General features: G+C 67.9%; 17 protein-coding genes. 12 read left to right on the top strand and 5 right to left on the bottom strand.

Features of this window, described 5'->3' with window-relative positions; translation table 11 throughout:
• The first annotated feature begins 56 nt into the window (after positions 1-56).
• The 9 genes from CP975_RS23070 (at position 57) to CP975_RS23110 (ending at position 12456) form a co-directional block, all read left to right on the top strand.
• Entirely contained in the window at positions 57-2558 is a 2502-nt protein-coding gene (locus CP975_RS23070; protein WP_055530793.1) for an ABC transporter family substrate-binding protein, read from the top strand.
• Positions 2559-2887: 329 nt separating this feature from the next.
• Entirely contained in the window at positions 2888-4762 is a 1875-nt protein-coding gene (typA, locus tag CP975_RS23075) for a translational GTPase TypA (protein WP_055530796.1), read from the top strand.
• A gap of 491 nt (positions 4763-5253) precedes the next feature.
• Complete coding sequence (locus CP975_RS23080) at positions 5254-6879, top strand: peptide ABC transporter substrate-binding protein (protein ID WP_055530798.1); 1626 nt, start codon at positions 5254-5256, stop codon at positions 6877-6879.
• 81 nt (positions 6880-6960) lie between these two features.
• On the top strand, positions 6961-7890 hold the full coding sequence (locus tag CP975_RS23085) for an ABC transporter permease (RefSeq protein ID WP_055530800.1): 930 nt from the start codon (positions 6961-6963) through the stop codon (positions 7888-7890).
• Positions 7883-8845: an ABC transporter permease gene (locus tag CP975_RS23090; RefSeq protein ID WP_055530802.1), complete on the top strand. Its 963-nt coding sequence runs from the start codon at positions 7883-7885 to the stop codon at positions 8843-8845. Before CP975_RS23085 ends, CP975_RS23090 begins: the two co-directional genes overlap by 8 nt.
• Before the next feature lie 11 nt (positions 8846-8856).
• Entirely contained in the window at positions 8857-9918 is a 1062-nt protein-coding gene (locus CP975_RS23095) for an ABC transporter ATP-binding protein (RefSeq protein ID WP_055530804.1), read from the top strand.
• The gene (locus tag CP975_RS23100; RefSeq protein WP_055530806.1) at positions 9911-11068 is read left to right on the top strand and encodes an ABC transporter ATP-binding protein; all 1158 of its coding nucleotides are present in this window, start codon (positions 9911-9913) and stop codon (positions 11066-11068) included. The genes CP975_RS23095 and CP975_RS23100 overlap by 8 nt, the downstream gene beginning before the upstream one ends.
• 190 nt (positions 11069-11258) lie before the next feature.
• Complete coding sequence (locus CP975_RS23105; RefSeq protein ID WP_055530808.1) at positions 11259-11792, top strand: SigE family RNA polymerase sigma factor; 534 nt, start codon at positions 11259-11261, stop codon at positions 11790-11792.
• Positions 11785-12456, top strand: a complete 672-nt coding sequence (locus CP975_RS23110; RefSeq protein ID WP_055530810.1) for a hypothetical protein — start codon at positions 11785-11787, stop codon at positions 12454-12456. Before CP975_RS23105 ends, CP975_RS23110 begins: the two co-directional genes overlap by 8 nt.
• A 215-nt stretch (positions 12457-12671) precedes the next feature.
• On the opposite strand, the gene CP975_RS23115 is transcribed toward CP975_RS23110, so the two are convergent.
• From CP975_RS23115 to CP975_RS23135, 5 genes are all read right to left on the bottom strand, one after another.
• Complete coding sequence (locus tag CP975_RS23115) at positions 12672-13712, bottom strand: ABC transporter ATP-binding protein (protein WP_055530812.1); 1041 nt, start codon at positions 13710-13712, stop codon at positions 12672-12674.
• 26 nt (positions 13713-13738) lie between these two features.
• On the bottom strand, positions 13739-14791 hold the full coding sequence (locus CP975_RS23120; protein WP_055530814.1) for an ABC transporter ATP-binding protein: 1053 nt from the start codon (positions 14789-14791) through the stop codon (positions 13739-13741).
• Positions 14792-14803: 12 nt separating this feature from the next.
• A complete protein-coding gene (locus CP975_RS23125; protein WP_055530816.1) occupies positions 14804-15784 on the bottom strand; it encodes an ABC transporter permease in 981 nt (326 codons plus the stop codon).
• Between the two features lie 91 nt (positions 15785-15875).
• The gene (locus tag CP975_RS23130; protein WP_055530818.1) at positions 15876-17660 is read right to left on the bottom strand and encodes an ABC transporter substrate-binding protein; all 1785 of its coding nucleotides are present in this window, start codon (positions 17658-17660) and stop codon (positions 15876-15878) included.
• Positions 17661-17746: 86 nt separating this feature from the next.
• On the bottom strand, positions 17747-18772 hold the full coding sequence (locus CP975_RS23135) for an ABC transporter permease (RefSeq protein ID WP_150477300.1): 1026 nt from the start codon (positions 18770-18772) through the stop codon (positions 17747-17749).
• A 400-nt stretch (positions 18773-19172) separates the two neighbouring features.
• On the opposite strand from CP975_RS23135, the gene CP975_RS23140 reads away from it, so the two are divergent.
• From CP975_RS23140 to CP975_RS23150, 3 genes are all read left to right on the top strand, one after another.
• A complete protein-coding gene (locus CP975_RS23140) occupies positions 19173-20807 on the top strand; it encodes a peptide ABC transporter substrate-binding protein (protein ID WP_055530820.1) in 1635 nt (544 codons plus the stop codon).
• A 69-nt stretch (positions 20808-20876) separates the two neighbouring features.
• Positions 20877-21800 (top strand): ABC transporter permease, encoded by a 924-nt coding sequence (locus CP975_RS23145; protein ID WP_055530822.1) that lies wholly within the window; start codon positions 20877-20879, stop codon positions 21798-21800.
• A complete protein-coding gene (locus CP975_RS23150) occupies positions 21793-22770 on the top strand; it encodes an ABC transporter permease (protein WP_055530824.1) in 978 nt (325 codons plus the stop codon). Before CP975_RS23145 ends, CP975_RS23150 begins: the two co-directional genes overlap by 8 nt.
• Positions 22771-22774: the final 4 nt, after the last annotated feature.

Genomic DNA, 22774 nt, shown 5'->3' on the forward strand with positions numbered 1-22774 from the left:
GGCCCGGTCCTGGTAGCGGGCGGCCGGGCGAGCCCCGGACCCCGGAGGTACCACCCATGTCCCACGACCGCGTCAGGGCCAGATCTGTCGTGTTCCTCGCGACGGGGGTGCTGGCCCTGCCCACCCTCGCCGGATGCAGCTCGAACGACGAGGCCGGCCGCCCGACCGCGGGCCAGGACGTCGCCCCGGCGGCCCGGGACATGGTCGCCGACGGGGGGACCATGAGCTGGGCGCTCGACGCGTTGCCCGAGACCCTCAACACCTTCCAGGCGGATGCCGACGCGGGCACCTCCCGCGTCGCGGGCGCGGTCCTGCCGTCCCTGTTCCGCCTCGACGCGCAGGGCAGGACGCAGCGCAACGCCGACTTCCTGGAGTCGGCGAAGGTCGTCGAGCGCGAGCCCCAGCAGGTCGTCCTCTACAAGCTCAACCAGCAGGCGGTCTGGAGTGACGGCCGGGAGATCGGCGCCGACGACTTCGCCGCGCAGTGGCGGGCGCTGTCAGGCAAGGACACCGCGTACTGGACCGCTCGCAACGCCGGATACGACCGCATCGAGAAGATCGAACGCGGCGCGAACAACCTGGAGGTGCGGGTCACCTTCGCCAGGCCCTACGCCGACTGGCGCGCACTGTTCTCCCCGTTGTATCCGAAGCAGGTCATGGGCAGCCCCGACACCTTCAACGACGGCGCGCGCCGCAAGCTGAAGGTGACCGCGGGGCCCTTCGCGCTCGCGGACATCGACCGCAGGGCCGGTGAGGTGACGCTGGGACGCAACCCGCGCTGGTGGGGGCGCCCGGCCAAGCTCGACAAGCTCGTGCTGCGCGAGGTGCCGCGCACCGGGCGGGCCGAAGCGCTCGCCAAGGGCAAGGTCGACCTCGCCGAGATCGACTCCACGGAGGCCGGGCGGATCACGCTGGCGGGACGGGACAAGGGCGGCGGCCAGGGCCCGCTGGCCCACGGTCCCGGCGCACAGCTCACGCCCGCGAAGGCGCTGCGCTCCTGGGCGATCGTCAACGGCTCCGACGAGGAGGCCGCGGCGGCCGAGGCCGAGGCGCGCGAGGCGACGCGCACCGCCGTGAAGAAGTACGCGAACGAGCAGGCGGGCCTCAGCGGCTACGTGGTCCGCAAGTCCCTGGAGCCGGCCTACACCCAGCTCGCCCTCAACGGTTCCGAGGGCCCGCTCGCGGACGACCGGGTGCGCCGCGCGGTGGCCCGCGCCCTGGACCGCGAGGCGCTCGCGGAGGCGGTGCTCAAGCCGCTCGGCCTGCCCGCGGAGCCGGTCGGGAGCCATCTCGCCCTCGCCGGGCAGCAGGCGTACGCGGACAACAGCGGGGCCCTCGGCGAGCAGGACACCGCCGAGGCCCGGGCACTGCTCGCGGACGCGGGCTGGACGCCGGGCGGGGCCCTGAAGGACAAGCTGAAGGAGAAGAAGCCGAAGACGGCCGGCGGAGAGGCCGGAACGGAATCCGGCGAGGGCTCCGGTCAGGAGGGTCAGGACGGTCAAGATACTGACGACGGCACCTACATCGTCGGCGAGGACGACGGCAAACCCGCCGACAACAGCACCTACGTGCTCGCTCCCGGACCCGCGGCCGCCTACCAGCGGGCCGCGCTGACCCGCCAGGCCGACGTCCTCGGCCTCCCGGGCGAGGCCGACACCACGACCGACGCGAAGAAGAAGACCGACGCCAAGCAGAAGGCCGCGGTCAAGAAGGCAGCGGCCAAGAAGGCGGCCGCCGAGAAGGCCGCCGCCAAGAAGAAGAGCACAAAGAAGAACAGCACCAAGAAGAACAGCCCAAAGAATAAGAACGTCAAGAAAAACAGCGCCGAGAAAGTGAGCGCCAAGAAGAAGGACGCGGCCGACCACACGGGCCCCCACGACGAGCGGAAGTCCGCGGTCAAGTCCAGCGCCCGGGACCAGGCCAAGGGCGGCGCCCCGGGCGCGTACGCCCCCAAGGGGACCGCCGCGCCCGCCGCGGCCGTAGGCGGGCCGCTCGCCAAGGACGGCAAGCCCCTCACCCTCCGCTTCGTGCTGCCCTCCGGAGAGGGCTCGGAGTCGCTGCGCACCGTGGCCGACCGGATCTCACGGATGCTGGAGAGGATCGGCGTGCGCACGGAGACGGCGAAGGTCTCCGACACCAGCTACTTCAAGGACCACATCGCGTCCGGCCAGTACGACCTCGCCCTCTACTCGTGGCCCGCCTCCGCCTTCCCGGCCACCGACGCCCGCCCGATCTTCGCCAAGCCGGTCCCGGCCGCGGACGGCTCGCTGAACGTCGAGCAGAACTACACGCGCGTCGGCACCGACCACATCGACCAGCTCTTCGACCAGGCGATGGGCGAACTCGATGAAGAAACGTCACGCTCCTTGGTACGGAAGGCGGACGCCCGCATCTGGGCCGAGGCCGGCTCCATCCCGCTCTACCAGCGCCCCCAGCTGATGGCGGCCCGCCCGAACCTGGCCAACGCCGGGGCCTTCGGCTTCCAGGCCCCGCACTACGAGGACATCGGCTTCCTGAAGCCGGGCGCGAAGCCGTCCGGCTCGCCCTCCGCGAAGTGACACACATCTCGTCCGTGGAGTGACGTACGCCTCGTCCAGGAGTCGTACACGAGGTCTTCACGGGACCGACGCTCAGATTACGCTCAACTCCCTTGCCCGTCGGCCACCCCGGCGGGCAAGGTCGTATCCACCCATTGACCTGCGGTTTCACCCTTGACACCCCCCAGCGTGCGCGTGCGCTCCAGGCTGCCCGGAAACCCCCCGCGGAGGCTGCCTCCGCGGGAGCCACGTAGACTGGGGTAAGGCCGTGGCGTGTTGTCTGCCCGGCAGGGCACGCGTACCGGACCGTACGCGCCGCCGTCCACTCTTCCCGGGAGAAGCGCAGCTGTATGCCCACGCGCCACGACATTCGTAACGTCGCCATCGTCGCCCACGTCGACCACGGCAAGACGACCATCGTCGATGCCATGCTCAAGCAGGCCGGCGCCTTCGCCGCCCACGCCGCGGAGTCGCTCGACGACCGCATGATGGACTCGAACGACCTGGAGCGTGAGAAGGGCATCACGATCCTGGCCAAGAACACGGCCGTCAAGTACCACCCCAAGGATGGTGGCGAGCCGATCACCATCAACATCATCGACACCCCCGGCCACGCCGACTTCGGTGGCGAGGTCGAGCGCGGCCTGTCGATGGTGGACGCGGTCGTCCTGCTCGTCGACGCCTCCGAGGGTCCGCTGCCGCAGACCCGCTTCGTGCTCCGCAAGGCCCTCCAGGCCCGGATGCCGGTCATCCTGTGCATCAACAAGACCGACCGCCCGGACTCCAGGATCGACGAGGTCGTCAACGAGACGTACGACCTCTTCCTCGACCTGGACGCCGACGAGGACCAGATCGAGTTCCCGATCGTCTACGCCTGCGGCCGTGACGGCATCGCCTCGCTGACCAAGCCGGAGGACGGCACCGTCCCGGCCGACAGCGACAGCCTGGAGCCGTTCTTCACCACGATCCTGGAGCACGTCCCCGCTCCGGAGTACGACGAAGAGGCGCCGCTCCAGGCCCACGTCACCAACCTGGACGCCGACAACTTCCTCGGCCGTATCGCGCTCTGCCGCGTCGAGCAGGGCGAGCTGCGCAAGGGCCAGACCGTCACGTGGATCAAGCGCGACGGCACCCAGCAGAACGTCCGCATCACCGAGCTGATGATGACCGAGGCGCTCACCCGCAAGCCCGCCGAGAAGGCCGGCCCCGGTGACATCTGCGCCATCGCCGGCATCTCGGACATCATGATCGGCGAGACCCTGGCCGACCCCGAGAACCCGATCGCGCTGCCGCTGATCACGGTCGACGAGCCGGCGATCTCCATGACCATCGGTACGAACACCTCGCCGCTGGTCGGCAAGGGCGGCAAGGGCCACAAGGTCACCGCCCGCCAGGTGAAGGACCGCCTGGACAAGGAGCTGATCGGTAACGTCTCGCTCCGCGTCCTGGACACCGAGCGCCCCGACGCCTGGGAGGTGCAGGGCCGCGGCGAGCTGGCGCTGGCCATCCTCGTCGAGACCATGCGCCGGGAAGGCTTCGAGCTGACCGTCGGCAAGCCCGAGGTGGTCACCAAGGAGATCAGCGGCAAGGTCCACGAGCCGATCGAGCGCATGACGATCGACTCGCCCGAGGAGCACCTCGGCGCCATCACGCAGCTGATGGCGACCCGCAAGGGCCGCATGGAGACCATGACGAACCACGGTTCGGGCTGGATCCGCATGGAGTGGATCGTCCCGTCCCGCGGCCTCATCGGCTTCCGTACGGAGTTCCTGACCCAGACCCGCGGCACCGGCATCGCGCACTCCATCTTCGAGGGCCACGAGCCGTGGTTCGGCGAGCTGAAGACGCGTAACAACGGCTCCCTGGTCGCCGACCGCGCGGGCACGGTCACGCCGTTCGCGATGATCAACCTCCAGGAGCGCGGTGTCATCTTCACCGAGGCCGGCACCGAGGTGTACGAGGGCATGATCATCGGTGAGAACTCGCGCTCCGACGACATGGACGTGAACATCACCAAGGAGAAGAAGCTCACCAACATGCGCGCCGCCTCCGCGGACTCCACGGAGAACGTCGTGCCGCCGCGCAAGCTCTCCCTGGAGCAGTCCCTGGAGTTCTGCCGCGACGACGAGTGCATCGAGGTGACCCCGGAGACCGTGCGTATCCGCAAGGTCGTCCTGGACCAGAAGGAGCGCGGCCGCACCGCGTCGCGCGCCAAGCGCAACTGACCCGCCCGCACTGCCGGTTGGTAAACATCCGGTGGTGCCCGCGGTGCGCATGAGGCCGGTTTCCGCCCTCCCGCAAGGGAGTTGGGCGGAAGCCGGCCTTTCGCGTTTCCGCTGGCGGTACGGTGTGGCACTGCCGCGTGAAGGCGTCCGCCGCAACCCCTTTTTCACTAGGAAATGTCCGCTATGCGGACATCATTGACCGTTAGATGTGTAACACGTCCGTTTCGCAACCATCTATCTAGGATCGGTTTGTCCGGATTTTGGAAGTTGTACGGACCAGGTGTGATTGAACCGAGACCAAAAGGGTGTGGTCGACCGGTACCTCATGGCTAATAGTTGACCGCGTATAGCTCGGGTCAATGGGTCACGCGCTGTGGGGAGCGCCGACTCACGAGCACACTGGGGTACTCGATCTTCGCCGTCAGGGGTGTCGGCGCGATCACCCGTACCCCCTCTTGTAGTGAACAAGTGGACTCATGAGGAGGAACCCCATGCGTGGTGCCAAGAGCGCCAAGTGGGTCGCCATAGCCGGTGTTGTGGCACTGACAGCCACCGCTTGTGGCGGCGGCGACAGTGACAACAAGGGCAGCGGCAAGGTCGACCCGAAGGGGATCGTCAGCTACGCCAACGGTGAGCCGCAGAACCCGCTGCAGCCGTCCAACACCATGGAGGCGTACGGCAGCGTCGTCATCGACTCGCTCTTCACGGGCCTGGTGTACTACGACAAGCAGGGCGACATCACCTATGAGAACGCCGAGTCGGTCACTCCCGACAAGGCAAACAAGGTGTGGACCGTCAAGCTGAAGCCGGGCTGGAAGTTCCACAACGGCGAGGCCGTCACCGCCAAGTCGTACGTGGACGCCTGGAACTGGGCCGCCGACCCCGCCAACGGCCAGCAGAACAGCTCCTGGTACCGCGACATCGTCGGCTACGAAGACGTCCACCCGGCGAAGGGCAAGGCCAAGAAGAAGGCCATGTCCGGCCTGAAGGTCGTCGACGAGAACACCTTCACCATCACGCTGGACCACGGCATCCCGTACTACGAGTACAAGCTCGTCTACAAGCCCTTCTTCCCGATGCCCTCGGCCGCGCTGAAGGACCCGAAGAAGTACGGCGAGTCGCCGGTCGGCAACGGCCCGTACAAGTTCAAGAGCTGGGAGCACAAGAAGTCGATCCAGGTCACCGCCTGGGCCGACTACAAGGGCGCGGACAAGCCCAAGAACGGCGGCATCAACTTCAAGGCGTACACGACGCCGCAGGGTGCCTACAACGACCTGCGCTCGAACAACGTCGACACGATGCCGCAGATCCCGGACAGCGAGCTGGCCAACTACAAGCAGGACTTCGGCGACCGCGCCATCACGTCGGACTACTCGGCGATCAACACGGTCAACCCGGCCTTCTACAGCAAGACGTTCAAGGACGTCGACGTGAAGGTCATCCAGGGCCTGTCGATGGCGATCGACCGCGAGACCATCGTCAAGACGACGTTCTCCGGTACCCGTGAGCCGGCCAGCGGCTGGGTCGCCACGGGCGTGAAGGGCTACAAGGCGGGCGCCTGTGGCGAGTTCTGCAAGTTCAACCCGAAGAAGGCCAAGCAGTTCGTCAAGGACGGCGGCGGCGTTCCCGGGAACAAGATCTCGATCCAGTACAACGCCGACCAGCCGCACAAGGGCTGGGTCACCGCGGTCTGCAACGACATCCAGAAGAACACCGGCGTGAAGTGCGTCGGCGACCCGAAGACCGACTTCCAGGCCGACACCGAGGTGCGCGACAAGCGCCAGGTCAAGGCCATGTACCGGTCCGGCTGGGTGCTCGACTACCCGTTCAACGGCAACTTCCTCTCCGACCTCTACGGCACGGGCGTCGACGGCAACAAGGGCGAGTTCTCGGACAAGAAGTTCGACGCCCTGACCAAGCGGGCCGACGCCGCCAAGACCATCGACGAGTCCGCGAAGCTGTACCAGGAGGCCGAGAGGGAGCTGCGCAACAGCTTCCCGGGCATCCCGCTCTGGTACAACAAGATCACCTCCGGCCACTCGACGAACGTGAAGAACATGGAGTTCGACCAGGCCGGCGACCCCGTCCTGACGGACGTCGAGGTCTTCGAGAAGTAGGCGCCCGGAGTTCCGTCCCCGATACGGCGCCCGGAAACCCCGGGTGCCGTATCGGGCGGCTCCGCAATGGACGGAGGCACAATGGGGCGCTTTGTCGCGCGGCGACTGCTCCAGATGATCCCGGTCTTCATCGGGACGACACTGCTGATCTTCATCATGGTCAACGTCCTCCCCGGTGACCCCGTGCGGTCGCTGTGGGGCGACAAGCCGCCGGACCCCGTGCAGGTCGCGCAGATCCGGCACGACCGTGGTCTCGATCTGCCGCTCTGGCAGCAGTATCTGCACTACATGGGTGGGTTGTTGCAGGGAGACTTCGGCAACACCATCGCCGGTAACCGGCCGGTGCTCGACGAGATCACCCAGGCTTTCCCGGTTTCGATGCGACTGGCCTCCATGGCCTGGACGTTCGAACTCATCGTCGGCATCTCCCTCGGTGTCCTCGCGGGCATCCGGCGCGGACGGTTCGTCGACAACACGGTCACCCTCTTCACGCTCCTGGTGATCTCCGTCCCGATCTTCGTGGTCGGCCTGCTCTGCCAGCTGTTCTTCGGCAACGAACTGGGGTGGATCACACCCACGGTCCAGGACTCCGAGAGCATGAGCCAGCTGCTCGTTCCCGCCCTCGTGCTCGGCATGGTCGGTCTCGCCTATGTGGCGCGCCTGACCCGGACCTCGATCGCGGAGAACCGCCAGGCCGACTACATGCGCACCGCGGTCGCCAAGGGCCTGCCGCGCCAGCGGATCGTCACCCGGCACCTGCTGCGCAACTCGCTGATCCCCGTGGTCACTTACCTCGGTACGGACATCGGCACCCTGATGGGTGGCGCGGTCATCACCGAGGGCATCTTCAACGTGACGGGCGTCGGCAACCTGCTCTTCCAGGCGCTGGCCCGCCGTGAGGGCGCGGTCATCGTCGGTGTCGTCACCGTCCTGGTGCTCGTGTACCTCGCAGCCAGCCTGCTCGTCGACCTGCTTTACGCGGTCCTGGACCCGAGGATCCGTTATGCCTGACCTCACCAAGACCTCCACCACGGACGAGTCGGCCGCGGCGCAGGACGAAGTCGTCGCCGGTTCCGCCGTCTCGGCCCACGCCTCGACGGGCAAGCCGCGCAGCCTCTGGGGCGACGCCTGGCGCGAACTGCGGCGCAACCCGCTCTTCGTGATCTCCTCGGTCCTGATCCTGGTGCTGCTCCTCGTGGCGGCCTTCCCCGGTCTGTTCACCAGCGCGGACCCGGGGGTCGGCGACCAGGCCAAGCACTTCCTCGACAAGCCGGAGCTGAGCCACTTCTTCCAGGCCGACTGGTTCGGGTACGACAGGACGGGTCGCAGCATCTACTCCCGCGTCGTCTACGGCGCGCGCAACTCCATCCTCGTCGGCCTCGGCGTGACCCTCCTGGTCACCTTCTTCGGCGGCCTGTGCGGCATGCTCGCCGGCTACTTCGGCGGCTTCTGGGACAGCCTGATCTCGCGTCTGATCGACGTGTTCTTCGGCATCCCGTTCCTGCTCGGCGCGATGGTCGTCCTGAACGCCTTCACCAACCGCACCGTCTGGGTCGTGATGGGCGCGCTGGCCTTCCTCGGCTGGACGCAGATCGCCCGCGTGATGCGCGGCGCGGTGATCACGACCAAGCACGCCGACTACGTGGTGGCGGCGCGCGCGCTCGGCGCGGGGACCAAGCGGATCCTGTTCCGCCACATCCTGCCGAACGCGCTGGCCCCGGTGATCGTCGTCGCGACCATCTCACTGGGCACGTACATCGTCGCCGAGTCGACGCTGTCCTACCTGGGTCTCGGCCTCGCCGACGACGCCATCTCCTGGGGCGGCGACATCTCCACGGCCACGGACGACATCCGCAACAACCCGCACACGCTGTTCTTCCCGGCAGGAATGCTGAGCATCACGGTGTTGGCGTTCATCATGATGGGTGACGCCGTACGCGAAGCCCTCGACCCGAAGCTGCGCTGAGGGAGGCGTACGTGACCAGCATCGACATGAAGGAAGACTCGATCCCCGCCCCCCGCTCGGGCGAGGAGAAGAGCGGCAGGCTCCTGGACGTGAAGGACCTGCACGTCGAGTTCCACACCCGCGACGGTGTGGTCAAGGCAGTCAACGGCGTCAACTACAGCGTGGACGCGGGCGAGACGCTCGCGGTCCTCGGTGAGTCCGGCTCCGGAAAGTCCGTGACCGCTCAGGCGATCATGGGCATCCTCGACATGCCGCCCGGGAAGATCCCGCAGGGCGAGATCCTCTTCCGCGGCCAGGACATGCTCAAGATGTCCAACGAGGAGCGCAGGAAGGTCCGCGGCCGCAAGATCGCGATGATCTTCCAGGACGCGCTGTCGTCCCTCAACCCCGTTCTCTCGGTGGGCTACCAGCTCGGCGAGATGTTCCGGGTGCACGAGGGGATGGGCCGCAAGGAGGCCAAGGCCAAGGCCATCGAGCTGATGGACAGGGTCAGGATCCCGGCCGCCAGGGAGCGGGTGAACGACTACCCGCACCAGTTCTCCGGCGGTATGCGCCAGCGCATCATGATCGCGATGGCGCTCGCCCTGGAGCCGGACCTGATCATCGCGGACGAGCCCACCACGGCGCTCGACGTGACGGTCCAGGCACAGGTCATGGATCTGCTCGCGGAGCTTCAGCGCGAGTACAACATGGGCCTGATCCTGATCACCCACGACCTCGGCGTGGTCGCCGACGTCGCGGACAAGATCGCGGTGATGTACGCGGGCCGCATCGTCGAGACGGCACCGGTCCACGAGCTGTACAAGCGCCCCGCGCACCCGTACACGCGCGGCCTGCTCGACTCGATCCCGCGCCTCGACCAGAAGGGCCACGAGCTCTACGCGATCAAGGGCCTGCCGCCCAACCTGCTCAAGATTCCCGGGGGTTGCGCGTTCAACCCGCGCTGTCCCAAGGCGCAGGACGTCTGCCGCACGGAGGTTCCGGCCCTGGTGCCGGTCACCGAGCAGGACGGCGCTCAGCTGCCGGGCCGCGGCAGCGCGTGCCACTTCTGGAAGGAGACGATCCATGGCTGAGCCGACGAAGGCCTCGAAGGCCACCGAGCCGCTGGAAGTGACGCCGAACGTCTCCGAGGTGGAGACGGTCGAGGCCGCGACCGCCGAGGAGGCCGTGGCGGCGATCGAGGCCCCGGTCGAACGGGGCGAGCCGATCCTCCAGGTGCGCGGCCTGGTCAAGCACTTCCCGCTGACCCAGGGCGTCCTGTTCAAGAAGCAGGTGGGTGCGGTCAAGGCGGTCGACGGCATCTCCTTCGACCTGTACCAGGGCGAGACGCTGGGCATCGTGGGCGAGTCGGGCTGTGGCAAGTCCACGGTCGCCAAGCTCCTGATGACCCTGGAGCGGGCCACGGCCGGCGAGGTCTTCTACAAGGGCCAGGACATCACCAAGCTGTCGGGGCGTGCGCTGAAGGCGGTCCGCCGCAACATCCAGATGGTGTTCCAGGACCCGTACACCTCGCTGAACCCCCGTATGACGGTGGGCGACATCATCGGGGAGCCCTACGAGATCCACCCCGAGGTGGCCCCGAAGGGCTCGCGCCGCCAGAAGGTCCAGGACCTCCTGGACGTGGTCGGCCTCAACCCCGAGTACATCAACCGCTACCCGCACCAGTTCTCGGGCGGCCAGCGCCAGCGCATCGGCATCGCGCGCGGCCTGGCCCTCAACCCCGAGATCATCATCTGCGACGAGCCGGTCTCGGCCCTGGACGTCTCCGTCCAGGCCCAGGTCATCAACCTGATGGAGAAGCTCCAGGACGAGTTCAACCTCTCCTACCTCTTCATCGCGCACGACCTGTCGATCGTCCGGCACATCTCGGACCGCGTGGGCGTGATGTACCTCGGCAAGATGGCGGAGATCGGCTCCGACGAGCAGATCTACGACCACCCGACGCACCCCTACACCCAGGCACTGCTCTCCGCGGTCCCCGTCCCGGACCCGGTGGCCCGCGAGGGCCGCGAGCGCATCATCCTCACCGGAGACGTCCCGTCCCCGGCGAACCCGCCCTCCGGCTGCCGCTTCCGCACGCGCTGCTGGAAGGCGGAGGACAAGTGCGCGAAGGAGACACCGCTGCTCGCGATCCCGGAGCGCTTCGTCGGCCAGGACACCCCGGCGGCCCACGAGTCGGCGTGCCACTTCGCGGAGGAGAAGGACGTCGTGCACGCGGCGTGACGTCACCGGCCTGTGGCCTGTACGAGTGCCGGCCTCCAGCCTGTACTAGTGCCGACCTCCGGCCTGTACGACACCGAAGGCGCCCCCAGCCGACAAGGCTGGGGGCGCCTTCGTGTGTAACAAGCCGCGGTCACCGAGCGTGTAACTGTCAGAGGCAAGCGAAAGCGCGCGGTACAGACGGGGGAACACGATGGCGACGCGGTCGGAAGGCTCTGCGGATTCCGCCGAGTTCGACGCGTTCTACGCCGCCACCGCCAAGCGCCTGGTCGCCACGGTCTATGCCATGACCGGGGACCTGGCGGAGGCGGAGGACGCGGTGCAGGAGGCGTATGTACGGGCCTGGCAGCGGTGGGAGCGGCTGACCGGGGAGGGTGATCCGCTGCCGTGGGTGCGGACAGTGGCGTCGCGGCTGGCCATCAGCACCTGGCGGCGGACACGGAACAGACTGCGGGCGCAGCTACGACACGGCGCCGCCGCGGACGCCCCGGAGCTGTCGCCGGACCGGGTGGCTCTGGTGGCCGCCCTGCGCCAACTGCCGCTCCAGCAAAGGAAGGCGGTGGTCCTGCACCACCTCCTGGATCTCCCGGTGGAGCAGGTCGCCCGGGAGACGGGCTCCACCAACGGCGCGGTCCGCACCCGGCTGAGCCGGGCCAGGAAGGTCCTGGGGGAGCGCCTGTCCGACACATCCGCACACACTGCCGAGGGGACGGCCAGCCATGGCTGAGGTCGAGGAACTGCTGGACGAGGTCACCGTACGGATGCCGAGCGGCGCGGAGCTGCGGGCGAGGGGCCGCAGGCGGACGGTGCGGCGGCGGGCGGCGCTGGTGGCCGCGGCGGTGGCGGTCACCGGAGGGGCGCTGGCGACCGCGGCGCTGGCCCGGGGCGGCGAGGGCGGCCGGGACATACGCCCCGCGGCCACACCCACGAAGAACCCCTTCTCGGTGGGCGGCATGGTGCGCCTGCTGCCCCCGGAGCGGATGCCGGCCGACGGGAAGTGGCAGTGGAGGGGCGACGAGGAGGAGGCGACGGAGAACCACCCGCTGCCGAGGGTCGGGGGAAGCGACAGCTGCCCCGCGTCGTACGCCCCGCGGTCGGCGCCCGATCAGATCCAGTACGGCGCGGAGTACTCCAGCGACAAGGGCGCCACGGCGCGGCAGCGCGTCACCTCGTACGACAGCGGGGCCGTCGCGCGGCGCGAGGTCGCCCTGCTCGAAGAGGCGCTGACGGAATGCGGCCTCCGACGCCACGGCAAGGGAGCGGCCGGCTACTGGTCGGGTACGACAGAGTCCTCTTCGTGGCTGCGGGTGGAGTTCGAGCGCTGGGGGAAGTGGGTCTCCGTGGTGGAGGTGGAGGCCGAGGAGCCGGCGAGGGAGGGGGCGTCCTCGTAGCCGCCGGGGCCCCCGGCCCCGACGGGCCCGTCGACTCCTATGCCTGCGCGCAGGGGTGCACGCGCCGCAGGACCCGGACCGAGCCGCCCGCGCGGCAGGGCCGCTCCGGAACCGGCCCCGCCCCCCGCTCGGGTCAAGGGGGAGGGCGGGCCGGTTACGCGACGGGCCCGGTGCGCGGGCGGCTGGAGGTGAGGTGGGCCCGGTGCTGAGGCCGCTCAGAGGGACTTGCGGGCCGCCGGGACCGTGAGCTGGGCCGAGTCCTCGGGGTAGTGGCAGGCCGTCAGGTGACCGTCGCGGTTGCCGTCGAGCTGGAGCAGCGGCGGGTCGTCCGTCGCGCACTTGTCCGTGGCCTTCCAGCAGCGCGTGCGGAAGCGGCAGCCCGAGGGCGGGTTGACCGGGGACGGGACGTCGCCCGTGAGCAGGATGCGCTCGCGGCGCGGGACGTCGTCCGGGGTCGCCTCGGGGACGGCGGAGAGGAGCGCCTTCGTGTAGGGGTGGCGCGGGTTGCCGTACAGGTCCTCGCGGTCCGCGATCTCCACGATCCGGCCCAGGTACATGACCGCGACCCGCTGCGAGAAGTGCCGGACCACCGCCAGGTCGTGCGCGATGAACAGGAACGCGATGTTCAGCTCCTTCTGGAGCTTCTGGAGCAGGTTCACCACCTGCGCCTGGATCGAGACGTCCAGGGCCGACACCGGTTCGTCCGCCACGATGAGCTTCGGGTCCAGGGCCAGTGCCCGTGCCACGCCGATGCGCTGGCGCTGGCCGCCCGAGAACTCGTGCGGGAAGCGGTTGTAGTGCTCGGGGTTGAGGCCGACGGTCTCCAGGAGTTCCCGGACGCGCGCCTCGCGGCCGCCCGCCGGGTTGATGTCGTTGACCTCCATCGGGCCGGAGATGATCTTTCCGACCGTCTGGCGCGGGTTCAGCGACGCGTACGGGTCCTGGAAGATCATCTGGATCTCCGAGCGGACCGGCGCCAGCTCCTTGCGCGAGGCGTGCGTGATGTCCTGCCCGCGGTAGGAGATCTTCCCGCCGGTCGGCTCCAGAAGGCGCGTGATCAGGCGGCCCGTCGTCGACTTGCCGCAGCCGGACTCGCCCACCAGGCCGAGGCTCTCGCCCTCGGCGACGGTGAAGTCCAGGCCGTCCACCGCCTGTACGGCACCGATCTTCCGCTTGAACGGGAAGCCGCCCATGATCGGAAAGTGCTTGGTCAGCCCGCTGACATCCAGGAGAGGAGTGGGAGTGGTGCTGCTCATTGTCGTGAAGTCCCGTCTCTTGTACGTCAGTCGCGTCGGTCGGCGGTGCGCGCGCCGCGCCCGGCGGTGCCCGCGAAGTCCGCGAAGTATTCCGACCGCTGCTCGTCGGTGAGGTGGCAGGCGGCGCCGCGGCCCGCGGTCAGTTCCAGGAGCGGCTGCTCGCCCGAGCAGCGCCCGCCGCCGACCTGCTCGGTGAACGCGCACCGCGGGTGGAAGCGGCACCCGGACGGCGGGTTCAGCAGGCTGGGCGGCGTGCCGGGGATGGGCGACAGGGGCACGTCCACCGGGCCGTCCAGCGACGGCATGGAGCCCAGCAGGCCCCAGGTGTACGGGTGCTGGGGGGCGCGCAGCACCTCCTTCTTCGTGCCGCGCTCCACACACCGCCCGCCGTACATGACGAGGACGTCGTCCGCGATGTCGGCGATCACGCCGAGGTCGTGGGTGATGAAGATGATCGACGTGCCGAACTCCTGCTGGAGGTCCTTGAGCAGGTCCATGATCTGGGCCTGGACCGTCACGTCGAGCGCGGTGGTCGGCTCGTCGGCGATCAGCAGCGTCGGGTTGCAGACCAGCGACATCGCGATCATCGCGCGCTGGCGCATACCGCCGGAGAACTGGTGCGGATAGTCGTCGACGCGCAGGTCCGGCTGCGGGATGCCGACCTTCGTCAGCATCTCGATCGACCGGTCCCGCGCCTCCTTCTTGGAGGCGCCGGTGTGCTTGCGGTACGTCTCGCCGATCTGCCGGCCGATGGTGTGGTACGGCGACAGCGAGGCCAGGGCGTCCTGGAAGATCATCGCCATCTTGTTGCCGCGGAGCTTCTCCAGCTCGCGCTCGGTGGCGGTGAGAAGCTCCTGCCCGTCGAGCAGGATCTCGCCCTCGATGGCCGTGCTGTCCTTGTGGTGCAGGCCGAGGATGGCGAGGTTGGTGACGGACTTGCCGGAGCCGGACTCGCCCACGATGCCGAGGGTCTGGCCCTTCTCCAGGTCGAAGTCGAGGCCGTCCACGGCCTTGACCACGCCGTCCTCGGTGGAGAAGTGGACGCGCAGGTCGCGTACGGAGAGGAAGGGGGTGCTCATGATTTCCGGCTCCTAGGCGAGGCGCACGCGCGGGTCGATGAGGGCGTAGATCGCGTCGACGAGGATGTTGAAGACGACGATCGCCGTGGCGGCGACGAGGACGACACCGAGCAGCACGGGCAGGTCGCTGGTCTGGACCGCTCGGACGGACAGGTCACCGATGCCGTGCAGGGCGAACGTCTTCTCGGTGATGATCGCGCCGCCGAGAAGGACACCCAGGTCGAGGCCGAAGATCGTGACGATCGGGCCCATCGCGCCGCGCCAGGCGAAGCGGAAGAAGACCGAGCGGCCGGAGAGGCCCTTGGCGCGTGCCGTGCGGACGTAGTCCTCGCTGAGCGTCTCGACCATCTGGGAGCGCGTCATACGGGTGTAGTTCGCCGTGAAGATCAGCGACAGGACCATCCAGGGGATCATCAGGCCCGAGAACCAGGCGCCCGGATCCTCGCTGATCGAGGTGTACTGCGGCCGGTCCAGCCACTTGAGCTGGTACGTGAAGAGGTAGACGGCGAAGACGCCGACGACGTAGATCTGGAGCGAGGACGCGACCAGCGAGGCGGACGAGGCGATCTTGTCGATGGCCTTGCCCTGCTTGCGGGCGGCCAGCATGCCGGTGCCCACGCCGAAGACGACGAAGACGAGGGCCGCGCCGAGCGAGAGCGACACGGTGGTCGGGAAGCGGTCCAGGATCGTGCCGAGGACGGGCTCGCGGTTGCGGAACGAGTAGCCGAGGCAGGGCGCGGGGCAGTTGCCGAACGAGGCGTAGTCGCGGCCGACGAACAGGCCCTGGAACCAGTGCCAGTACTGCACCGGAAGTGAATCGGCGATCCCCAGGTTGTGCCGCACCAGGTCCAGCGTCTCGGGGGAGCAGACCTTGCCGCAGGCGAGTCGTGCGGGGTCGCGCGGGGCGGCGTAGAAGAGGAAGAAGACGAGAACGCTGATGATCAGCAGGATCACCGCGCCACCGGCGATGCGGCGAAGGAGGAAGCGGAGCATGGCAGTTGGTTTTCCTGACGGATGCCGTGGGTGAGGAGGGGGCGGGGCGGCCCTCCCTGAGGGAGTTCCGCCCCGCCTCTGGGGCCGGTCGTCAGGCCTTGACGTAGGTCTTGTAGATCAGCGTCGCGGCGAACTGCGGGTCGTACTGTGCGCCGCCGACCTTGGAGCCGTGCAGGTAGAAGCGGCGCTGGTAGGTCTCCGGGATGATCGGCACGACCTCTTCCATGATCCGCTTGTCCAGCTCGGCCCAGGCCTTGCCGGCCTCCTTCTGGTCCGTGATGACCGCGTTCTTCTTGATCGCCTCGTTGATCCAGTCAACATCGGTCTGCGAGATGTTGTTCTGGCCGTCGCCGATGGCGTCACCGTCGAAGAGCGGCTGGATCAGCGTGTAGGCGGTCGGCCAGTCCGGGGACCAGCCGAACCACATCACGTCGAACTTGTTGTCGATGCGCTGCGCCTGGTCGTAGTAGTCCGTCGAGTTGAGCGGCTTGATGACCGGGTCGAAACCGGCGGCCTTCAGCGCGTTCTCGATGACGACCTTGGTCTTGTCGTACGTGGGGCGCTGCGGGAAGGCGTAGACGATCTTCTGCCCGAGCTTGCCGGCCTTCTTGAGGATGGCCTTGGCCCGCTCCGGGTCGCCGGCGGGCTTCTTCAGCTTGCCGAAGACGTCGAACTTCTCGCGCCCGATGATGTCGGGGCTGAGGATGGTCGTCGCCAGGTCACCGGCCGACTCGCCGCCGTAGATGCGGCGGATCTGCTCCAGCGGCCAGGCGATGTTGAGCGCCTTGCGCACCTCGACGTCGGTGATGCGCTTGGTGTTGATGGCGTAGTAGTACGTGCCGGAGGACAGGCCGTTGAAGGACCGCTTCTTGACGTCCGGGTTGGTGAGCACCTTCTGCATGCGCTCGGCCGGGATCTGCTCGTAGACGGCGATCATCTGCTGGTCCTTGCCCTGGTCCGCGATGAAGCGGTCGCAGGAGGCGAGGCCCGTGGGGCCGAACTCGAACTCGAAGTTGTCCGGGTAGGCGTTGCGGATCGGGTCGGTCTTCGGGTCCCAGTGCTTGTTGCGCGTAAACGTCAGCGACTTGTCGATGGAGCGGTGCTTGACGATGTAGGGGCCGCAGGAGAACGGCTTCTTGTCGTACTTCTCCTTGGTGTCGTGCTTCTCGGGCACGGGGGAGTACGAGGTCATCGCCAGCGTGAAGTTGAAGTCCGGGCGGGCTTCCTTCAGCTTGAAGGTGATCGTCTTCTTCTTCTTGTCGGTGACGATCGAGTCCAGGTGGTCGCCGCCGTACGGGCCCTTGTACGCCTCACGCCACTTGGAGCCCTTGCCCGTCAGCGCCATCTGGACGTACGAGGCGCCCTCGGTGATGAACGGGGCCCAGGAGCGCTCGATGCCGTGGCGGACGTCCTCGACGGTCAGCTCGCTGCCGTCCTGCCACTTCAGGCCGTCCTTCAGCGTGAAGGTCCAGGTCTTGTTGCCGTCGGAGGCCTTGCCCGTGTCGGTGGCGAGGTCGCCGACGAGGGTCATCTTGCCCTTGGCGTCGATGTAGTAGCCGGTGAGGGCACGGGCGAAGAGGTGGGCGACCGAGGAGTTGTACGCGAAGTAGATGCGCTGCGGGTCCATGTGCGACACGTCGTCCTCGGCGACGGCGTAGATCGTGCCGCCCTTCTGTGCACCCGGGACCTCGGGCGCGGGGCCCTTCGAGTCCTCCGCGGTGCCGATCTCGACTTCGGCGCCCGTGTACTCGGTGGCGCCACCGTGGTTTCCGCTCTTGCCGCCGCCGGAGCCGCCGCTGCTGCACGCCGAGAGGACCATCGATCCGCCCGCCGCGACCGAGGTCGCGACGACGAAGTTTCTGCGGGAGAGAGACATGTGGCTACCAACCCTGAGTGTCGTGAGAAGAGGAGCGGAGGAAACGGCCCGGCACCGCCCCGTCGCGGGTGCCCGGCCCGGGAGTGTCAGCGTTTGGTCTTCGGGTCCAGTGCGTCGCGCACCGAGTCGCCGAGGAGGTTGAAGGCGACGACGAAGATCACCATCGCGATGCCGGGGAAGGCCATGTACGTGATGTCCTGCTCGTACACCTCGGAGGCGCGCTGGATCATCACGCCCCAGTCGGGGGTGGGCTCCTGAAGGCCCACGCCCAGGAAGGCGAGTCCGGCCTCCGCGGTGACGAACATCGGCAGCGCGAGCGTGGCCTGGATGAGGATCGGCGTCCACAGGTTGGGGAGGAGTTCCTTGAAGATGATCCGGGCCGGCGAGGCACCGGTCACCTTCGCGGCCTCCACGAACTCCCGCTCGCGCAGGGCCAGTACCTCACCGCGCAGCAGACGGGCGATGGAGGCCCAGCCGAAGGCCGTCATCACCGCGATCAGGCTGGTGACGGTCAGCCACGTAGGCGTCTTGTCCTCCGGCGCGACGACCACGGAGATCATCACCGGCCAGAAGGCGATGAAGAAGAGCGTCGAGGGGAAGGCGAGGAGGATGTCGATGACCCGGCCGATGAAGTAATCGGTCTTGCCGCCGAGATACCCGGCCGTGATGCCGACCGCGATGCCGATGAGCGTCACCAGGATCGTGGTGGCGGCGGCGATCAGCAGCGAGTTGCGCATGCCGTACAGGAGGAAGGTCAGCACGTCGCGGCCGAGTTGCGGCTCGATACCGAACCAGAACTCGCCGTCCATGCCGCCGTTCGGCTTGATCGGGTAGCTGAACTCGTTGAACAGGCTCGGGTCGTTCACCCCGTACGTCGTGTACGGGTCCTTGCCGTAGAGCTTCGAAATCAGTGGCGCGCCGAGCGAGATGGCGAAGAAGAAAATCACCACACATGCGGCGATCACGCCCGACTTGTCCCTCTTGAAGCGGGACCAGGCAAGCCGACCCGGCGAACGGCCCTCGCCGCCCTGCTTCTTGGGCGTGGAAGGGATGCCGTCGGTTTTTTCCGTCACTTCAAGCGTGGCGGCAGCGGCGGGAGTTGGCGAGGTCATGGCGCTCCAGGCCCGGAGGGGTCATCAGGATTCCGCAGGACAACCAGCACCTACGGGGCTATGCGCGACTTTCGCAAGGCGTTTCCCACTCGGTCAATGAATGTTCGGTCGACTTGAGGTGCTCTTGGGATCCTTGACCAGAGCTTTACGAAATGAAGACCTTAGCATTGCCTTGGTGTAATCAAGCGTGATGGACAAGAGGGGGTCAGATGGGGCAAGACCGGCAATGAGTCCGATATTCGGGCGCGGGCGTCTCGGAATGCGTACATCCGGATGGGCTGGACCTCATACGGATGGGCGGGGCCTCATACGGGTGGGGTAAATATGCGGTTAATTCCATCCGAGGCGATATTTGGCGATAAGTGAGCCACGGTGTGACAGCCCGGAACAGGAGGACTCCATGCGCGGAGCCACGCACGCCAAGTGGGCCGCATGCGCGGTGGCCGTCGCCCTCGCGGCGACGGCCTGTGGTGGCGGGGGAGGCGGCGGCGGTGGCGGCGGCGACGGCACCGGCATCGTGAGCTCCTCCTGGGGCGATCCGCAGAACCCCCTCGAACCCGCGAACACCAACGAGGTCCAGGGCGGCAAGATCCTCGACATGCTCTTCCGCGGCCTCAAGCAGTACGACCCGAAGACCGGCGAGGCCAAGAACATGGTCGCCGAGTCGATCGAGACGAAGGACGCGCGGAACTTCACGGTCAAGATCAAGGGCGACTGGACGTTCAGCAACGGCGAGAAGGTCACCGCCAAGTCCTTCGTGGACGCCTGGAACTACGGCGCGAACCTGGAGAACAACCAGAAGAACGCCTACTTCTTCGCCTACATCGACGGGTACGACAAGGTCCACCCCGAGAAGGGGAACCCGAGCGCCAAGACCCTCTCCGGGCTGAAGGTCGTCGACGAGACGACGTTCACCGTCAAGCTCACCCAGAAGTTCTCCACCTGGCCCGACACCCTCGGCTACCCCACGTTCGCCCCCCTGCCCCAGGCGTTCTACGACGACCACGACGCCTGGCTCTCCAAGCCCGTGGGCAACGGGCCGTACACCGTGGACTCGTACACCAAGGGCTCGAAGATGTCCCTGCGGAAGTGGGACGCGTACCCCGGCCCGGACAAGGCGAAGAACGGCGGTGTGGACATGACGGTCTACACCGACAACAACACCGCCTACACCAACCTGATGGCGGGCAACCTCGATCTCGTCGACGACGTGCCCGCCGCACAGCTCAGGAACGCCAAGAGCGACCTCGGCGACCGGTACATCAACACCCCTGCCGGCATCATCCAGACCCTCGCCTTCCCCTTCTACGACGACGAGTGGAGCAAGCCGGGCAAGGAGAAGGTCCGCAAGGGCCTGTCCATGGCGATCAACCGGAAACAGATCACCGAGACGATCTTCCAGAACACGCGGACCCCCGCCACCGACTGGACCTCCCCGGTGCTCGGCGAGGACGGCGGCTACCAGGCCGGCCTCTGCGGCGACGCCTGCGAGTACGACGCCGCCGAGGCCAGGAAGCTGGTCGAGGAGGGCGGCGGCATCCCCGGCGGACAGCTCAAGGTCACGTACAACGCCGACACCGGCTCGCACAAGGAGTGGGTCGACGCCGTCTGCAACTCCATCAACAAGGCGCTGGAGAAGGACAAGGCCTGCGTCGGCAACCCCGTCGGCACCTTCGCGGACTTCCGCGGCAAGGCCTCCAAACAGGAACTGGACGGCGCCTGGCGCGCGGGCTGGCAGATGGACTACCCGCTGATCCAGAACTTCCTGGAGCCGAACTACTACACCGACGCCCCCTCCAACGACGGCAAGTTCTCCGACAAGGAGTTCGACAGGCTCGTCAACGAGGCCAACGGCGAGACCGACAACGCCAAGGCCGTCGCCAAGTTCCAGGAGGCCGAGAAGATCCTCGCCCGGAAGATGCCGGCCATCCCGCTCTGGTACCAGAACGGCAGCGCGGGCTACTCCGACAAGGTCTCCGACGTCACGCTGAACCAGTTCAGCGTGCCGGTGTACGACCGGATCAAGGTCAACTGAGACGCCGGGAGCGGCCGCAGGACCCCGCGGGGCGCCGCGCGGCCGCTCCCCCTAATCCCGGAGCCCGTCATGGGACGTTATGTGATCCGGCGTCTGCTACAGATGATCCCGGTCTTCTTCGGCGCCACTCTGCTGATCTTCCTGATGGTGAACGTGATGGGCGACCCCGTCGCCGGTCTGTGCGGGGACCGCAAGTGCGACCCCGCCACGGCCGCCCGTCTCAAGAAGGAGTTCGGCCTCGACAAGCCGGTCTGGCAGCAATACGCGACCTACATGGGCAACGTCTTCACCGGCGACTTCGGCACCGCCTTCAACGGCCAGAAGGTCACCGAGCTGATGTCGGCCGCCTTCCCCGTCACCATCCGGCTGACCGTCGTCGCCATCGTCTTCGAGATCGTCATCGGGATCTCGCTCGGCGTGCTCACCGGCCTGCGGCGCGGACGTCCCGTAGACACCGTCGTGCTGCTGCTCACCCTCGTCGTGATCTCGATCCCGACCTTCGTCACCGGGCTCGTCCTCCAGCTGCTGCTCGGCGTCGAATGGGGCGTCGTCAAACCGTCCGTGTCCAGCGAGGCGCCCTTCGACGAACTCCTGATCCCCGGCCTCGTCCTCGCCTCGGTCTCCCTGGCGTACGTCACCCGGCTGACCCGCACCTCCATCGCGGAGAACCGCCGCGCCGACTACGTCCGCACCGCCATCGCCAAGGGCCTGCCCCGGCGCCGCGTCGTCACCCGGCACCTGCTGCGGAACTCGCTCATCCCCGTGGTCACCTTCATCGGCACGGACGTCGGCGCGCTGATGGGCGGCGCGATCGTCACCGAGCGGATCTTCAACATCCACGGCGTCGGCTTCCAGCTCTATCAGGGCATCCTCCGCCAGAGCACCCAGACCGTCGTCGGCTTCGTGACCGTTCTCGTCCTGGTCTTCCTGCTGGCCAACCTGATCGTCGACCTCCTGTACGCCGTACTCGACCCGAGGATCCGCTATGCCTGAACCCCATCAGCCGGAGCGGGCCATCGCGGCGACCGGCGCGGGCGGCGCGATGGACCTCGCCGCGAGCGAGGCGGCCTCGCTGGAGAAGCTCCCGGCCGGGCCCGGGGGCGGCGGCCCCTCGGCGCCCGCGCGGAGCCTGTGGTCGGACGCCTGGCAGGACCTTCGGCGCAACCCGGTCTTCATCGTCTCGGGCCTGATCATCGTCTTCCTCGTCGTCATCTCGCTGTGGCCCTCGCTCATCGCCACCGGCAACCCGCTGGCCTGCGACCTCGCCAACGCGCAGAAAGGTTCCGCCCCCGGCCACCCCTTCGGCTTCAACGAACAGGGCTGCGACGTCTACACCCGGGTCGTCCACGGCGCGCGGGTCTCCGTCACCGTCGGCGTGTGCGCCACCCTCGGCGTCGCCCTCCTCGGCAGCGTCCTCGGCGGCCTCGCCGGGTTCTTCGGCGGGGTGTGGGACGCGATCCTCTCGCGCGTCACGGACGTCTTCTTCGCCATCCCCGTCGTCCTCGGCGGCCTGGTGCTCCTGTCCGTGGTCACCAGCTCCGCCGTCTGGCCCGTGGTCGGCTTCATGGTGCTGCTCGGCTGGCCGCAGATCTCCCGCATCGCGCGCGGCTCCGTCATCACCGTCAAGCAGAACGACTACGTCCAGGCGGCGCGGGCGCTCGGCGCCTCCGACACGCGGATGCTCCTGCGCCACATCGCGCCGAACGCCGTCGCCCCCGTCATCGTCGTGGCGACCATCGCACTGGGTACGTTCATCGCGCTGGAGGCCACGCTCTCCTACCTCGGTGTCGGGCTGAAGCCGCCGACCGTCAGCTGGGGCATCGACATCTCGGCCGCCTCCCTCTACATCCGCAACGCCCCGCACATGCTGCTCTGGCCGGCCGGGGCGCTGGCGGTCACCGTGCTCGCGTTCATCATGCTCGGCGACGCGGTGCGCGACGCCCTCGACCCGAAGCTGAGGTAGGCGC

The sequence above is a fragment of the Streptomyces alboniger genome, assembly GCF_008704395.1.
GTDB lineage: Bacteria > Actinomycetota > Actinomycetes > Streptomycetales > Streptomycetaceae > Streptomyces > Streptomyces alboniger.

Bases quoted from the DNA above. Each gene is read 5' to 3' on its own strand.
- CP975_RS23120 (WP_055530814.1), bottom strand. From the start codon at position 14,791: ATGAGCACCCCCTTCCTCTCCGTACGCGACCTGCGCGTCCACTTCTCC.
- CP975_RS23135 (WP_150477300.1), bottom strand. From the start codon at position 18,772: ATGACCTCGCCAACTCCCGCCGCTGCCGCCACGCTTGAAGTGACGGAA.
- CP975_RS23130 (WP_055530818.1), bottom strand. From the start codon at position 17,660: ATGTCTCTCTCCCGCAGAAACTTCGTCGTCGCGACCTCGGTCGCGGCG.
- CP975_RS23080 (WP_055530798.1), top strand. From the start codon at position 5,254: ATGCGTGGTGCCAAGAGCGCCAAGTGGGTCGCCATAGCCGGTGTTGTG.
- CP975_RS23140 (WP_055530820.1), top strand. From the start codon at position 19,173: ATGCGCGGAGCCACGCACGCCAAGTGGGCCGCATGCGCGGTGGCCGTC.
- CP975_RS23090 (WP_055530802.1), top strand. From the start codon at position 7,883: ATGCCTGACCTCACCAAGACCTCCACCACGGACGAGTCGGCCGCGGCG.
- CP975_RS23100 (WP_055530806.1), top strand. From the start codon at position 9,911: ATGGCTGAGCCGACGAAGGCCTCGAAGGCCACCGAGCCGCTGGAAGTG.
- CP975_RS23070 (WP_055530793.1), top strand. From the start codon at position 57: ATGTCCCACGACCGCGTCAGGGCCAGATCTGTCGTGTTCCTCGCGACG.
- CP975_RS23145 (WP_055530822.1), top strand. From the start codon at position 20,877: ATGGGACGTTATGTGATCCGGCGTCTGCTACAGATGATCCCGGTCTTC.
- CP975_RS23125 (WP_055530816.1), bottom strand. From the start codon at position 15,784: ATGCTCCGCTTCCTCCTTCGCCGCATCGCCGGTGGCGCGGTGATCCTG.
- CP975_RS23115 (WP_055530812.1), bottom strand. From the start codon at position 13,712: ATGAGCAGCACCACTCCCACTCCTCTCCTGGATGTCAGCGGGCTGACC.
- CP975_RS23110 (WP_055530810.1), top strand. From the start codon at position 11,785: ATGGCTGAGGTCGAGGAACTGCTGGACGAGGTCACCGTACGGATGCCG.
- typA (WP_055530796.1), top strand. From the start codon at position 2,888: ATGCCCACGCGCCACGACATTCGTAACGTCGCCATCGTCGCCCACGTC.
- CP975_RS23150 (WP_055530824.1), top strand. From the start codon at position 21,793: ATGCCTGAACCCCATCAGCCGGAGCGGGCCATCGCGGCGACCGGCGCG.
- CP975_RS23105 (WP_055530808.1), top strand. From the start codon at position 11,259: ATGGCGACGCGGTCGGAAGGCTCTGCGGATTCCGCCGAGTTCGACGCG.
- CP975_RS23085 (WP_055530800.1), top strand. From the start codon at position 6,961: ATGGGGCGCTTTGTCGCGCGGCGACTGCTCCAGATGATCCCGGTCTTC.